The sequence below is a fragment of the Niveispirillum sp. GW835-FHT14G11 genome (genome assembly GCF_058793615.1).
The window spans coordinates 1-14,222 of record NZ_JBXAFZ010000033.1 but is presented as its reverse complement, the minus strand read 5'-3'; the positions used below and the strand labels follow the sequence as shown (position 1 = coordinate 14,222).

Sequence of the window (14,222 nt, the reverse complement as noted above, 5' to 3'; positions counted from 1 at the left end):
GGCTTCAATGGAAATTCCGTCCCTCTCCGAACACTTGGGCCGGCAGGGCATCAGGCAGCGACAGGTCGTTGGCGGCGGCCGACGGCCCCTCGTTCAGGGCGTGCAGGTGGGGTGACAGGTCGATCAGCCGTTCGGCAACGATATGGATCACGTCGCCCTCACGCTGCAGCCGCCCGCGCACACCCATCAGGGTGGCGGTCATCAGGGTGCGGCGGAACCGTTCCATCACGGAATTCCAGACGACGAGGTTGGCGATGCCCGTCTCATCCTCCAGCGTCACGAAGATCACGCCGGACGCCGTGCCCGGCCGCTGGCGCACCAGGGTCAGGCCGGCGGTGTTGATCATGGTGCCAGGCTTGGCATCGGCCAGCGCCCTGGTCGGCATCATGCCCAGCCCGGTCATGGTGGGGCGCAGCAGTGAAAGCGGATGGGCACGCAGGCTCAAGCCTTGTGTGCGGTAATCGGCCCAGACCTGTTCGCCGATGGCCAGGGCGGGCAGCATCGCGTCGGGCTCGTCCCCCATATCGACGGGCGGGCGGTTGTCACCTGGGCGACGTGCGCCCTCGGCCGCCTGGAACAGGGGCAGGGGCTTGCCGCCCAGCCGCTTGACCTCCCACAAGGCCTGGCGCCGGTCCTGGCCCAGCGGGGCGAAGACATCGGCATCGGCCAGCCGTTCCAGCACCGATACGGCCAGACCGGTTCGCCGCCACAGGTCGCGGATCGTGTCATAGCCGCCGGCCCGGGCCTGGGCGATGGCGATGGCCGCCTCCTGCCGCAGCCCCTTCACCTGACGGAATCCGAGGCGCAGGGCCGGACCGCCGCGCCCTTCCTCCAGGGTGCAATCCCATTCCGACCGGTTGATATCCACCGGCCGCACCTCCACCCGATGCTCCGCGGCGTCGCGAACGATCTGTGCCGGCTGGTAGAAGCCCATGGGCTGGCTGTTCAGCAGGGCGCAGGCGAAGATCGCCGGGTGGTGGCATTTCAGCCAGGAGGAGGCATAGGCCAGCTGCGCGAAGCTGACCGCATGGCTTTCGGGAAAGCCATAGCTGCCGAAGCCCTGGATCTGCTTGAAACAGCGGGCGGCATAGTCGGGCGTGTAGCCCCGGCTGATCATGCCCTGGATGAACTCATCCTCGAACGCGCCCACCCCGCCGGTCTTCTTGAAGGTGGCCATGGCCCGGCGCAGCTGGTCGGCGCGGCCGGGGGTGAAGCCGGCGGCGACGATGGCCATGCGCATGGCCTGTTCCTGGAACAAGGGCACGCCCAGCGTGCGCTTCAGCACCTCCTCCAGTTCCGGCTTGGGGAAATGGACCGGGTCCTGCCCGTTCCGCCGGCGCAAATAGGGATGCACCATGTCGCCCTGGATGGGGCCGGGGCGGACGATGGCCACCTCGATCACCAGATCGTAGAAAATCTTGGGCCGCAGGCGGGGCAGCATGCTCATCTGCGCCCGGCTTTCGATCTGGAAGACGCCGATCGTGTCGGCCTTGCAGATCATGTCGTAAGTTTCGCGGTCATCCTGCGGGATGTCGGTCAGGGCCAGCGGTCTCCCCAGCCGCTCGCCCAGCATTTCCAGACCGCGGCGCAGGCAGGACAGCATGCCCAGTGCCAGTACATCGATCTTCAGCAGGCCCAGGGCATCGACATCATCCTTGTCCCATTCGACGACGGTGCGATCCTCCATCGCCGCGTTCTCGATGGGCACCAGCTCGTCCAGGCGGGAGCGGGAGATGACGAAGCCGCCCACATGCTGCGACAGGTGGCGGGGAAAACCGCGCAGGTCATAGGCCAGCTCCATGCACAGGGCCAGCGTCGGGTCGTCCGGGTCCAGCCCCGCTTCGCGCGCCGTGGCCTCATGGCTGCTGCTCTGGCGGTTCCAGCCCAGGCGGACCAGGGCGCCGATCACATCGTCGGACAGGCCCAGCACCTTGCCGACCTCGCGGATGGCCATGCGCGAGCGGTAGCAGATGACGGTGGCCACCAGCCCGGCATGGTCGCGGCCGTACTTGTCATAGATGTACTGCATCACCTCCTCCCGCCGCTCATGCTCGAAATCGACATCGATGTCGGGCGGTTCGCCGCGTTCCTCGGAGATGAAGCGTTCGATCAGCAATTCATTGACGGTCGGGTCGACGGACGTGATGCCCAGGCAGTAGCAGACGGCCGAATTGGCCGCCGATCCCCGGCCCTGGCAGAGGATCTCCCTGGACCGGGCGAACCGCACGATGTCGTACACGGTCAGGAAATAGGGCGCGTATTTGAGCCGGCCGATCAGGTCGAACTCGTATGCCAGCAACTGCCGGACCTTCTCCGTCACGCCTTGCGGGAACAGGCGCTTCGCCCCCTCCCAGGCCAGACGCTCCAGCTCCTCCTGCGGGGTCCGGCCATCGGGGATGGGATCGATGGGATAATCATATTTCAGCTCGTCCATGTTGAACCGGCAGCGCCCGGCGATGGCCAGCGTATTGGCCAGGGCATCGGGCCGGTCGGCGAACAGGGCGGCCATCGCCGCGGGCGGTTTGGGGTAATGTTCGGCATGCGACGGCAGGCAGCGGCCGGCATTGGCCAGGGTGCGGCCATGGCGGATGCAGGTCAGGATATCGTGCAGACGCTGCCGGTCGGGATGGTGGTAGCGCACATCATGCGTGGCCAGCAGCCCGATGCCATGACGGTCGGCCAGGTCCCCCAGGCACCGGATGCGGGACCGGTCATAACCCTGATAGAGGGGGGAGACGGCCAGATAGAGCCCGGCGGCGGGCAGGGCGCGGAACCGATCCAGCATGGAAGACAAGCTCGCCAGCCGCTTCGGCGTCGGCCGTTCCGCCGGTGCCAGCACGGCCAGGATCATGCCCTCGGCCCAGGCGGCGAGGTCGGCCAGGTCCAGATGGCATTCGCCTTTGGCCCCGCGCCGCTTGCCCAGCGTCAGCAGCCGCGTCAGCCGACCATAGGCGGCGCGGTCGGTGGGATAACAGAGCACGGGCAGGGCATCGGTGAGGGTCAGGCGGCAGCCGACGATCAACTGCATCCGATGCTGCTTGCAGGCCACATGCATGCGCACGGCCCCGGCCAGACTGTCATGGTCGGTGATGGCAACCGCCCTGCGCCCCAGGCAAGCCGCAGCCAGCACCAGTTCATGCGGGTGGGAACCGCCGCGCAGGAAGCTGAAATTGCTGGTGACCTGCAGGTCGATATAGTCGGGATCGGGAACGGTCATGCGCAGAGCCCGTGCAGGTACCAGTGCGCCTTGTCGTCCACAGTGCGGAACAGCCAGAGGCGGCGGCCATCGGCCAGTTGTGCGCGGTAATAATCCCGCGTCGGGCCGATGCGGGCCCGCCACCAGTCGGGCCGGATCCGCTCCGGTCCCTCCAGCCAGTCCAGGGCCAGATGCCGGCCGCGCCAGCGCAGGCCGCCGGCCATCTCCACTGGCTCGGGCGGATGCAGCAGCAGCATTGGCCGGGGACCCTCCATCCGCCAGGTACGCGGGCGGGCGGGGGGCGGACGGTTGGGCTGGGGCTTGGGCCAGGGCTTCTTCTCCTCTCCGCCGCTTTTGTCCTTCCCGTCATGCCGGCCTTCACCGGAATGATGGGGGATCGGCGGATGCGGGAGGGCCTGCCCCCCATCCCCGTTCCCGTCCCCATCCGCCTCCATCTCTCCCACCAGTTCCATGACCCGTTCCGGCCGGTGGGTGTCACGTGGCTGGGGGCGGCCCACCTGATCCTCGCCCAGGCGGTTGACCAGCCGGTCCAGCAGCCCGGTCAGGACGAAGGCGTCGCCGCCACCCACGGCCAGACCGGCCTGTTCCGCCGTGAAGACATCGGTGGATGTGGCGGCAAGCTCCATGGTCTCGATGCCGAAACCCGGTTCCACCTGGTCGAAGCGCTCCCGGAACAGTTTCAGCAGCGCCTGGGGGTCGCGGGCGGGGCGGGCGGTGCCTATGGCGATTTCCTGCGTGGTGGCATCGGTACGAAAGCAGGTCAGCGACAGGCGCCGCGCGCCGCGCCCGGCCCCTTCCAGCCGCTTGCAAAGATCGCGCAGCAGCGACAGGATCGCGGCCTCGATGGCATCGCGGGTGGCGATGGGTTCGGGGAAGGACAGGCGCACGCGCCAGAGCGGGGCGGCCGCCTGCGGCGCCACCGGATCGCCGGACAGGCCCAGCATCCGGTCCAGCCGCCGCACCGGCCCCGTACCATAGCGGGCGACCAGCGCGGCGCGGGGCTGGCGCTGCAGATCGCCGACACTGCGCAGCCCCACCCGCGCCAGATCCTGACACAGGCCATCCTCCAGGCGCAGGGCGGCCAGCGGCAGGGACAGCAGGCTGGCCCAGGCGCGGGTATCCGGGGGAAGCAGGGGCCCGGCCCCCGCCGGCCGGTACCGGGCCCAGCCCCAGGCGGCGGCCCCGCTATCCCCCAACCCTAGCCGGTGGGTCAGGCCGGCGCGGCCCAGCCGGTCACCCAGGTCGGCCAGCAACCCATCCTCCCCGCCCAGCAGGTGGGCGCAGCCGGTAATGTCCAGCACCAGCCCGTCGGCGCCATCGGTTGCGGCCTGCGGCGTGTAGCGCTGGGCCCAGACGGCCAGACGCACCAAGGCGGCACGGTCGGCTGCGACATCGGCCGGCATGGCGGTCAGGCCGGGACACAGGGCACGGGCATCGGCCAGCAGCAGGCCGGGCCGCAAGCCGTCGGCACTGGCCAGCGCATCCACGGCATAGAGGCGGATTCCGCCCTGTCCCGCCAGCGTCAGCGCCAGCGGGCCGGCCAATGCCTGCACCCTATTGCGCCGCCGCCATTGGTCCGTCGGCCAGCGGCTGAGCCAGATGCAGACGAAACGCCGCGTCATCCCAGGCAACCTCCCATGATCCAGACCCATCCCCTGTCCCCTTGCCCCGCGCGCGCAGCAGCGACACCCGCCAGCGGGGTCTTCCTCCGTCCTCATGCGCCGGGGCGTCGCGCCTGGACACGACATGCCAGCGGGTCAGCGCGGTGGAGGGCGGCGGGCGGGCCAGGGGCGGCAGGATCAGCAGGCCCAGCCCGCCCCCATCTTCCGCCGCCAGTTGCAGCCGCCGCCCCGCCACGGGGCTGGGCAACACCCCGTCGCCGACCACGGCGGCCAGGGCCGGACAGCGCAGCGCCTCCTCCAGCGCCCAGAGCGCGTCGTCGGCACTGCCGGGGCGCAGCAGGATCAGGCGGCCAGGGTCCAGCCCCATGGCGGCCAGTCCCGGCCCATAGGGCATGTCGGCCAAGCCCAGGGGATCACCCCTGTCCCGGTGCCGACACCAGAGGATGGGGCCGGGCGGCAGGCCCGACAGCAGCGTGGCGATGAATCCGTGCGCCCCGGCATCGGCCGGGGCCGGCAGGAATTCATGCATGCCACCCCGCACCAGCCCCCCGCCCGGCAGGCTTGCATCCAGGGCCGGCAACCCCAGCGACAACGCCGTCCGCCCCTTGGCCGGGCGCACCCGGTCCAGGATGGACAGCCGTTCCCGCAGGGCGGCGATGGTGGGGATCGTGTCGGTCATGGGCTTATTGTTCTTGTTTTGTTCCTTTTTACAAGTGCTGAATCCGATGCCCCTGGGCTCTGCACCCTCAAGGTATGGCGGCTTGCATTTTCAAATATTGGGAAAAGGGGTATCGGCGCGGACCTCGCCCGCGCCGATGGGCCGGGGGGATCAGCCCAGGCCCTTCTGGCCCATGTCCAGGAATTTCTGGCGGCGGTTCTGGCGCAGGGTGGGGCCGTCCTGGCCGCGCAGACCTTCCAGCGCATCCTCGATGGCGTTGCCCAGCGCGTTGATGGTTTCCTCGCGCCGGCGATGGGCGCCGCCGATCGGTTCCATCACCACGCGGTCGATGACAGCCAGTTCCTTCAGGTCCTGGGCCGTCAGGCGCAGGGCCGTGGCTGCGTCGGCGGCATTGGTGGCGGAGCGCCAGAGGATGGAGGCGCAGCCTTCCGGCGAGATCACCGAATAGATCGAATGTTCCAGCATCAGCACGCGGTCGGCGGCGGCGATGGCGATGGCCCCGCCCGACCCGCCCTCGCCGATGATGGTCGACACCATCGGCACGTTGAGGCGCAGGCAGCTTTCAATCGACTTGGCGATGGCCTCGGCCTGGCCGCGCTCCTCCGCCGAGACGCCGGGGAAGGCGCCGGCCGTATCGACCAGGGAAATGACGGGCAGGTGGAACCGGTCGGCCATGGCCATCAGGCGCTGGGCCTTGCGGTAGCCTTCCGGCTTGGCCATGCCGAAATTGTGCTTCACACGGCTTTCGGTGTCACTGCCCTTCTCCTGGCCGATGACGACGACGGAACGGCCGCGGAAACGGCCCAGCCCGCCGATGACGGCCCGGTCCTCGCCGAACAACCGGTCGCCGGCGAGCGGCGTGAAGTCGGTGATCAGCGCCTCGACATAGTCCAGGCAATGCGGCCGGTTGGGGTGGCGGGCCACCTGCACCTTCTGGGCCGGGGTCAGCTTGGCATAGGTGGCGCGCAGCAGCTTGTCCACCTTGTCCTGAAGCTTGCGCACCTCGTCGGCGATGTTCAGATCGCCGCCATCGGCCAGATGGCGCAGCTCCTCGATCTTGGATTCCAGTTCCGCGATCGGCTTTTCAAATTCCAGGAAATGCATCGACGTGATGGTTCCGCCCCGTGCGTGAAGCGGGCTGATTAGCACGGACTGCGGCCGAGGGCCATAGTGTGCGTGCGCAAGGGTGAAGTGACGGGCTCAATCCAAAAGGGTGACGCTATCCCCGGCCTTGATCTCCCCACCCTGTTCGATCCTTGCATAGACGCCGCAGACCACATGCTCGAACCCGCTTTTCAGCGCCTTCAGCAGGGCCATGTCGCGCTCGCCCGTGTCGGGGTTGACCTCCACCGCCGCACAGCGCGTCGTGGTCTTGAATACCGACAGCACCGTGTCGCCGATGGCGATGCGCTTGTCGACCCAGCCCATCTCCGCCCAGGGGGTCAGGCCGGCCAGATGCAGGTTGGCGCGGAAACGCCTTGGATCGACGGGACGCTGCGTCACCCGCTCGATATCCTTGACCGAGGCGAGATTCAGCAGCGACACGGCCTTGTCCGGGATGTCGGTGAAATTATGCCCGGGGCTTTCCACGATCTTGAAGGGGCCGGGGGCGGCCGCATCCTTCATATAGGCCGACAGGAACTGATCGATCAGCAGCCGGCCGGTGGCCGTGTCGATGCGTCCGCCGGCCACCCGCTTGCCATTGCGGTTCAGCACCAGCATGCATGTGGCGGGATCGAAGGCCGCCTGCAGGGTCGCCAGCTTCTCATCCCGCAGCAGGACCAGGAAGTTGGTCTTCGGCTTCCAGGCGGGGGCCAGCGGGTCGAAATGCGTCGCCCGGTGCAGAATGGCAAAGCGCCGGTCATGCGGCAGGCAGCCGCCCGGCGTCAGGGTGACATGGTCCAGCGTCTGGGCGGAAAGCCCCTTCACCGGATAATAATGGATGGCATCGAGTGTCGTGGACATGATGGGGGCAGGATAATCCGCCCTGCGGTCACGGCGCAACCGCGACAATGGGCCAAAACCGGTAATTCGGTTTCATGATCGGGCCCGGAAACCATGTAACGTCAGAACAGACCCAGCTGTTGTGCCGGCACCATGGCCCCTTCGATGCGCAGCAGGGTCAGCTTGGTATCCACCCCGCCCGGTGCGGAAAAGCCGCCGGTGCCACCGCCCGCCGCCATCACCCGGTGACACGGCACCACGATGGGCCAGGGATTGCGGCCCAGGGACTGTCCCACGGCGCGCGGAACGATGGAGGACGGCATGTCGGCCAGCACATCCGGCGCAAGACGCCTGGCCACCTGGCCATAGGTCAGGGTCCGTCCCGGCGGGATGGATCGGGCGATGTCGTAGACGGAGCGGTCGAAGGGGCTAGTATCGCCCCAGTCCAGCCGCAGTTCCAGCAGGTCGCGTTTTCCGCCCGCCAGCAGGGCGCAGATGCCGTCGATGGCGGCGGCGCTGGGCGCATCGGGTTCCGCCGGCTCCGCCCCCGGCACGGCTCTGCGCATACGGCTGGCCAGATCGGCCCCCTCCGTGGCGGGCAGGCGCACGGCCAGCAGCCCGCCGGGGCCCCAGGCGATGGCGCAGGTGCCGATGTGTGTGTCGAAAAGATGAAAGTAACATTGGTTCATGGAAGATGAAGATAGCCATCCGGACCGTGCCCGTCACTGCCCCTTGCGCGCCTGGAGCGCTGTTCCCACATCAGATACGATCCTCCCGGATCGCACTTGATGTGGATCATCGCAATCATCGGGCCCAGCGGGGACGATGGGGCAAAACCGGGGAGTTTGAGGGCTATGGATTTCAAGAATTATACCGAGCGCGCCCAGGGTTTCATCCAGGCGGCGCAGGGTGCGGCGGCACGGGCCGGGCATCAGCAGCTGGCACCCGAACATCTGCTGAAGGCGCTGCTGGAAGACCAGGAGGGCATGGCCGCCAACCTGATCGCCAGTGCCGGCGGCGATGCCGCCAAGGCCAATCTCGGCGTCGATGTGGCGTTGCGCAAGCTGCCCAAGGTGGAAGGCGGCAATACCCAGCTGTTCGCCACCCGCGAGCTGGTGCGTGTGTTCGAGCAGGCGGCCGAACTGGCCAAGAAGGCCGGCGACAGTTTCGTCACGGTCGAACGGCTGCTGCTGGCCCTGGCGCTGACCACAGGCACCGATGCCGCCAAGGCGCTGGCCGATGCCGGCGTGACGCCGCAGAAGCTGAACGAGGCCATCAACAGCCTGCGCAAGGGCCGCACCGCCGACAGCGCGTCCGCCGAACAGGGCTATGACGCGCTGAAGAAATATGCCCGCGATTTGACGCAGGCGGCTCGCGACGGCAAGCTGGACCCGGTCATCGGCCGGGATGAGGAAATCCGCCGCACCATCCAGGTGCTGGCGCGGCGCACCAAGAACAACCCCGTGCTGATCGGCGAGCCCGGTGTCGGCAAGACCGCCATCGTCGAGGGTCTGGCATTGCGCATCGTCAATGGCGATGTGCCGGAGGGGCTGAAATCCAAGCAGCTTCTGTCGCTGGATCTGGGCGCCCTGGTCGCCGGTGCCAAGTTCCGTGGCGAGTTCGAGGAGCGGCTGAAGGCCGTGCTGTCGGAGATCCAGTCGGCGGCCGGGGAGATCATCGTCTTCATCGACGAGTTGCATACGCTGGTCGGGGCCGGCAAGGCCGACGGCGCCATGGATGCGTCCAACATGCTGAAGCCCGCCTTGTCGCGGGGCGAACTGCATTGCGTGGGCGCCACGACGCTGGACGAGTACCGCAAATATATCGAGAAGGACCCGGCCCTGGCCCGGCGCTTCCAGCCGGTGTTCGTGGCGGAGCCAACAGTTCAGGACACCATCTCCATCCTGCGCGGCCTGAAGGAGAAGTATGAACTGCATCATGGCGTGCGCATCACCGACAGCGCCATCGTGTCGGCCGCCACCCTGTCCAACCGCTATATCACCGACCGGTTCCTGCCCGACAAGGCCATCGACCTGATCGATGAGGCCGCCTCGCGCCTGCGCATGATCATGGACAGCAAGCCGGAAGCCATCGATGAGCTGGACCGCCGCATCATCCAGCTGAAGATCGAGCGCGAGGCGCTGAAGCGCGAGACCGACCAGGGCTCCCGCGACCGGCTGGAGAAGCTGGAGACGGAACTGGCCGAGCTGGAGCAGAAATCCGGCACCCTGACGGCGCAATGGCAGGCGGAGAAGGATACGCTGACCGGGGCCCAGAAGCTGAAGGAGGAACTGGACCGGGCGCGGGCCGAGCTGGATCAGGCGCAGCGGGCGGGCGACTGGGCGCGGGCTGGCGAGATCACCTACGGCCGCATCCCCGACCTGGAGAAGCGTCTGGCCGATGCCGAGGCCGCCAGCCAGCACCGCATGCTGAACGAGGCGGTGCGCGAACAGGATATCGCCGCCGTGGTCAGCCGCTGGACCGGCATCCCCATGGACAAGATGCTGACCGGCGAGCGGGAAAAGCTGCTGCGCATGGAGGCCCATCTGGGCAGCCGTGTCATCGGGCAGGAGGAGGCGGTGATTGCCGTTTCCAACGCCGTCCGCCGCTCGCGCGCCGGCCTGCAGGACCCCAACCGCCCCATCGGCAGCTTCCTGTTCCTTGGCCCCACGGGCGTGGGCAAGACGGAATTGACCAAGGCGCTGGCCGAATTCCTGTTCGATGACGAGACGGCGATGGTCCGGCTCGACATGTCCGAATATATGGAAAAGCACGCGGTCAGCCGTATGATCGGCGCCCCCCCGGGCTATGTCGGTTATGATGAGGGCGGGGCATTGACGGAGGCGGTGCGGCGGCGCCCCTATCAGGTGGTGCTGTTCGACGAGGTGGAGAAGGCGCACCCGGACGTGTTCAACATCCTGCTGCAGGTGCTGGATGATGGCCGTCTGACCGATGGCCAGGGGCGCACCGTGGATTTCCGCAACACGCTGATCATCATGACCTCCAATCTGGGCTCCGAATTCCTGGCCAACCTGCCGGATGAGGAGGACAGCACCACCGCGCGGGCGCAGGTGATGGAGGTGGTGCGCGGCGCCTTCCGGCCGGAATTCCTGAACCGCCTGGACGAGATCCTGATCTTCCACCGACTGACACGGGCCAATATGACGGGGGTGGTGGAGGTACAGCTCGGGAGACTGACCAAGATGCTGGCCGACCGGGATCTGGTGCTGGACCTGACGCCGGCCGCCCGCGTCTGGCTGGCCGACAAGGGTTATGATCCCGTCTATGGCGCCCGACCATTGAAACGGGTGATTCAGCGGGAATTGCAGAACCCGCTGGCCAGCCGCATCCTGGACGGCCGCGTCCTGCCCGGCACGCCGGTGCAGGTGGATGCCGATGGCGACGGGCTGTTGATCCAGGGCGAACCGGCCCACGGGTCTTTGCCGCCCGTCGGCGAATCGGCCTGGGGACAGGCCAAGACGCTGCATTGACCCGGTCGATGGCGCGGCCTGTGCCGGTGACAGGCCGCGCCGATCCGATTGCATGGCGGGGTAGGGGAAATCGGCGGGGTACATTCCGCCGATTTCCCTATTCTGGGGCCGAACAAGCATCGGCCACCTGACCGGCCGATTGCGCGGTCCCATCACAGCCGGGTGTCGACGTGAGCCGTTTCTGGAGCCCCATCGTCCATTCCTTGACCCCCTATGTCGCAGGCGAACAGCCCACGATCGCCGGGCTGGTCAAGCTGAACACCAACGAGAACCCCTATGGCGTCTCCCCCCACGCCGTGGCCGCCATTGCCGCGGCAGCGAACGAGACGCTGCGGCTCTATCCCGACCCGACTGGCCTGGCCCTGCGTCAGGTGATCGCGCAAACCCACGGATTGGACGTGGGGGAAGTGTTCGTGGGCAACGGGTCGGACGAGGTGCTGGCCCATTGCTTCCAGGGCCTGTTGAACCATGAAGGGCCACTGCTGTTCCCCGACATCACCTACAGCTTCTACCCCACCTATTGCCGCCTCTATGGCATCACCTTCCAGCCGGTACCGCTGGACGGGCAGATGCGGGTGCGGGTGGAGGATTACCGCCGGCCCTGTGGCGCCATCATCCTGCCCAACCCCAACGCGCCGACTGGCATCGCGCTGCCGCTGGACCCGATCGAGACGCTGCTGCGCGATCATCCCGACCAGATGGTGGTGATTGATGAGGCCTATGTGGATTTCGGGGCCGACAGCGCCATTCCCCTGGTCCGCACATATCCCAACCTGCTGGTCGTCCAGACCTTCTCCAAATCGCGCAGCCTGGCCGGCCTGCGGGTGGGCTTCGCCGTGGGCCAGCGGCCGCTGATCGACGCGCTGGAACGGGTGAAGGACAGTTTCAACTCCTACCCGCTGGACCGTCTGGCCCTGGCCGGCGCCGTTGCCGCCTGGCAGGATCAGGACTGGTTCGACCGCACCCGCACCCGCATCATCGCCAGCCGGGAACAGCTGACCGCTGCCTTGGCACAGATGGGGTTCGCGGTGCTGCCGTCTTCGGCCAATTTCGTCTTCGCCCGCCACCCGGACCGGGCCGGCGCCGATCTGGCCGCCGCCCTGCGCGCCCGCGCCATCCTGGTCCGGCATTTCGCCAAGGACCGAATCCAGGATTACCTGCGCATCACCATCGGCACGCAAGCCGAGTGCGACCGTCTGCTGGAAGCGCTGGGTGAAATCCTGGCCTGATGTCGCGTGACATCAAGGGCCGGGCGCCGCCATCACCAACAGAAAGCCCGGCCGAAGCGATTCGGCCGGGCTTTTCCTTGTCTGAACGACCCGATCAGCAGCCGCGCTTGCGGTCGCAGCTGGTCTTGGAAGGCTTTGCAGCCCGCGGCGTGGCGGACACCAGACCCAAGCCTTCGCCCACCGCATCACCGCCGGCCTCGAACCGGTTCTGAAGGCTGGCCATCACACCTTTGAAGCGGGCCAGCTCTTTGCCGTCCAGGTTGCGGCCGGTGGGCACGGCCACCGACAGCGGATTGACCTGCTGACCGGCCTTCACAATTTCATAATGCAGATGGGCGCCGGTGGAACGGCCCGTCGTGCCGACATAGCCGATCACATCGCCCTGACCTACCCGTGCGCTCTTGCGCATGCCGGCGCCGAACCGCGACATGTGGGCATAGGCGGTGGAAATCTCGCCATTGTGGCGGATACGGATATAATTGCCATAGGCGCCTTTGGGCCCGACCTCGTCCACGACACCGGCACCGGCGGCATAGATCGGCGTGCCCGTGGGGGCCGCGAAATCCACGCCCTTATGCATCTTGCTATAGCCCAGCACGGGATGGCGCCGCATGCCGAAACCCGAGGAGAGGCGCGCCCCGTCGATGGGGGTCTTCAGCAGGGCCTTGCGGATGGAAGAGCCCTGGGCATTGAAGAACTCGGCGATGCCCTGGCTGTCCTCATAACGATAGATGGCCTGTTCCTTGCCGGACAGGGTCAGCGAGGCATAGAGGATATTGCCGCCGCCGCTGGCGATCTCACCATCCTCGGTCACCACCTGCTCGTACAGGACCTCGAACCGGTCGCCCGGCTGTATATCGCGCTGAAAGTCGACATCATAAGAGTAATTGCGGATCAACTCGGTCAGCACGCTCATCGGCACGCCGGCAGCGCGACCCGATTCGAACAATGACGACCGGATTTCGCCCTGCGCCGCCACGGCACGGCGGGCCAGCTTCTTCTCCGTCTCGGCGGCCTGGAAGCGGACGCCGTTGAAACTCACCGACACAGACCGTTCCACGGCCGGCTGGAACTCGAAACCGACAAAACGGCCTTCGCCCTCCGTGCGGTCGAACATCACCTCGACCGGCTGGCCGGATTTCATGCGACGGGGATCATAGACGGCCTTCAGGGCGGCCACGGCCTCCTGCGCATGCGGCTGCGGCACGTCGGCATCCAGCAGCACCTGCATCAGGGTGTCGCCCCTACCCAGATTGACCAGACGGCGTTCAACGGGATCGGCGGCGCGCTCGCTGTCGCCCCAGGCGTCGGCGGCGGCGGAAAGGCCCTGCTGGGCATCCAGGGACGCGAGGGCGGGCGCGGTCTCCAGCGTCTTGCTGGACGTGGACAGGCTGGTGGAATGAAGGAAGGCGGCGGTACCGGCGCCACCCAGGGCAGCCAGGGCGATGGTCGCAATCGCAAAACGCTTCATCAGCACTGACGAACCTCCATCCCGACGCTCCTCCTGGTTTGTGACCGATTGGCTGCCGAACCTGATGCCCGGCGGATGGTTGCGAAAGTGACGCTTCCGACACTGTCAATGGCGCTCTTCGATCGAAGAATGCGTTTCCTGCAGCGGACCCGTGCTTGCCGCACCGATATGTCCGGCATAATCCGCATCCGGGCGGTAGATTGCGAGCAAAAAGACGTAGGCCAAGCGAAAAAAACTTCTGGCCAAACCCGCCTTTCGTCGTTCCACCGCCGTACAGGTGTCGAATGGCTTCCATGCCATCCGACATAGATAGTCGCGGCTAATTATACGCTCACGCGCGGCGCGCGCGCGAGGAATCCGCGCTTTGTCATTTTTCTGAAATTAAGGCTTGTCAGCGGGTGCCAGCGGGTCTATACCCCGGCTCCCGCAGCGAGGCGGCCCGATGGGCGGTGTCGATGCGGCGGATCTTCGGGGTGTTAAGCCTCTGACATTGTTAACAAGCGGTTGATCATCGTTTATCTGGTGATTGTTCAGGGATTGTTAAGGATCCTGGTTCGATTGTTGGAATA

Annotated in this window: 9 protein-coding genes; 2 read left to right on the top strand and 7 right to left on the bottom strand. The window is 67.0% G+C overall.

Annotated elements, in window-relative coordinates; genetic code table 11:
* Positions 1–4: 4 nt before the first annotated feature.
* From AC1Q7F_RS31660 to AC1Q7F_RS31635, 6 genes are all read right to left on the bottom strand, one after another.
* Complete coding sequence (locus tag AC1Q7F_RS31660; RefSeq protein ID WP_492512534.1) at positions 5–3,217, bottom strand: error-prone DNA polymerase; 3,213 nt, start codon at positions 3,215–3,217, stop codon at positions 5–7.
* Complete coding sequence (locus AC1Q7F_RS31655) at positions 3,214–4,839, bottom strand: Y-family DNA polymerase (protein WP_492512533.1); 1,626 nt, start codon at positions 4,837–4,839, stop codon at positions 3,214–3,216. The genes AC1Q7F_RS31660 and AC1Q7F_RS31655 overlap by 4 nt, the downstream gene beginning before the upstream one ends.
* A complete protein-coding gene (locus AC1Q7F_RS31650) occupies positions 4,772–5,518 on the bottom strand; it encodes an ImuA family protein (protein ID WP_492512532.1) in 747 nt (248 codons plus the stop codon). Before AC1Q7F_RS31650 ends, AC1Q7F_RS31655 begins: the two co-directional genes overlap by 68 nt.
* A 150-nt stretch (positions 5,519–5,668) precedes the next feature.
* On the bottom strand, positions 5,669–6,622 hold the full coding sequence (locus AC1Q7F_RS31645; RefSeq protein ID WP_492512531.1) for an acetyl-CoA carboxylase carboxyltransferase subunit alpha: 954 nt from the start codon (positions 6,620–6,622) through the stop codon (positions 5,669–5,671).
* A 96-nt stretch (positions 6,623–6,718) separates the two neighbouring features.
* Positions 6,719–7,483, bottom strand: a complete 765-nt coding sequence (locus tag AC1Q7F_RS31640) for an MOSC domain-containing protein (RefSeq protein ID WP_492512530.1) — start codon at positions 7,481–7,483, stop codon at positions 6,719–6,721.
* A gap of 101 nt (positions 7,484–7,584) precedes the next feature.
* Positions 7,585–8,151 carry a methylated-DNA--[protein]-cysteine S-methyltransferase gene (locus AC1Q7F_RS31635; RefSeq protein ID WP_492512529.1) on the bottom strand — a complete coding sequence of 189 codons (567 nt, stop codon included), beginning with the start codon at positions 8,149–8,151 and terminating at the stop codon, positions 7,585–7,587.
* 165 nt (positions 8,152–8,316) lie between these two features.
* Here AC1Q7F_RS31635 and clpB point away from each other — a divergent pair, with 165 nt between their 5' ends.
* Positions 8,317–10,953 (top strand): ATP-dependent chaperone ClpB, encoded by a 2,637-nt coding sequence (gene clpB, locus AC1Q7F_RS31630; RefSeq protein ID WP_492512528.1) that lies wholly within the window; start codon positions 8,317–8,319, stop codon positions 10,951–10,953.
* A 170-nt stretch (positions 10,954–11,123) separates the two neighbouring features.
* On the top strand, positions 11,124–12,182 hold the full coding sequence (hisC, locus tag AC1Q7F_RS31625; protein WP_492512527.1) for a histidinol-phosphate transaminase: 1,059 nt from the start codon (positions 11,124–11,126) through the stop codon (positions 12,180–12,182).
* A 94-nt stretch (positions 12,183–12,276) separates the two neighbouring features.
* On the opposite strand, the gene AC1Q7F_RS31620 is transcribed toward hisC, so the two are convergent.
* A complete protein-coding gene (locus AC1Q7F_RS31620) occupies positions 12,277–13,653 on the bottom strand; it encodes a M23 family metallopeptidase (RefSeq protein ID WP_492512526.1) in 1,377 nt (458 codons plus the stop codon).
* Between the last annotated feature and the right edge of the window lie 569 nt (positions 13,654–14,222).

What these genes read in the sequence shown, in the direction of transcription:
- AC1Q7F_RS31650 (WP_492512532.1), bottom strand. Translation starts at nt 5,518, where the DNA reads ATGACCGACACGATCCCCACCATCGCCGCCCTGCGGGAACGGCTGTCC.
- AC1Q7F_RS31655 (WP_492512533.1), bottom strand. Translation starts at nt 4,839, where the DNA reads ATGACGCGGCGTTTCGTCTGCATCTGGCTCAGCCGCTGGCCGACGGAC.
- clpB (WP_492512528.1), top strand. Translation starts at nt 8,317, where the DNA reads ATGGATTTCAAGAATTATACCGAGCGCGCCCAGGGTTTCATCCAGGCG.
- AC1Q7F_RS31640 (WP_492512530.1), bottom strand. Translation starts at nt 7,483, where the DNA reads ATGTCCACGACACTCGATGCCATCCATTATTATCCGGTGAAGGGGCTT.
- AC1Q7F_RS31645 (WP_492512531.1), bottom strand. Translation starts at nt 6,622, where the DNA reads ATGCATTTCCTGGAATTTGAAAAGCCGATCGCGGAACTGGAATCCAAG.
- AC1Q7F_RS31660 (WP_492512534.1), bottom strand. Translation starts at nt 3,217, where the DNA reads ATGACCGTTCCCGATCCCGACTATATCGACCTGCAGGTCACCAGCAAT.
- AC1Q7F_RS31620 (WP_492512526.1), bottom strand. Translation starts at nt 13,653, where the DNA reads ATGAAGCGTTTTGCGATTGCGACCATCGCCCTGGCTGCCCTGGGTGGC.
- AC1Q7F_RS31635 (WP_492512529.1), bottom strand. Translation starts at nt 8,151, where the DNA reads ATGAACCAATGTTACTTTCATCTTTTCGACACACACATCGGCACCTGC.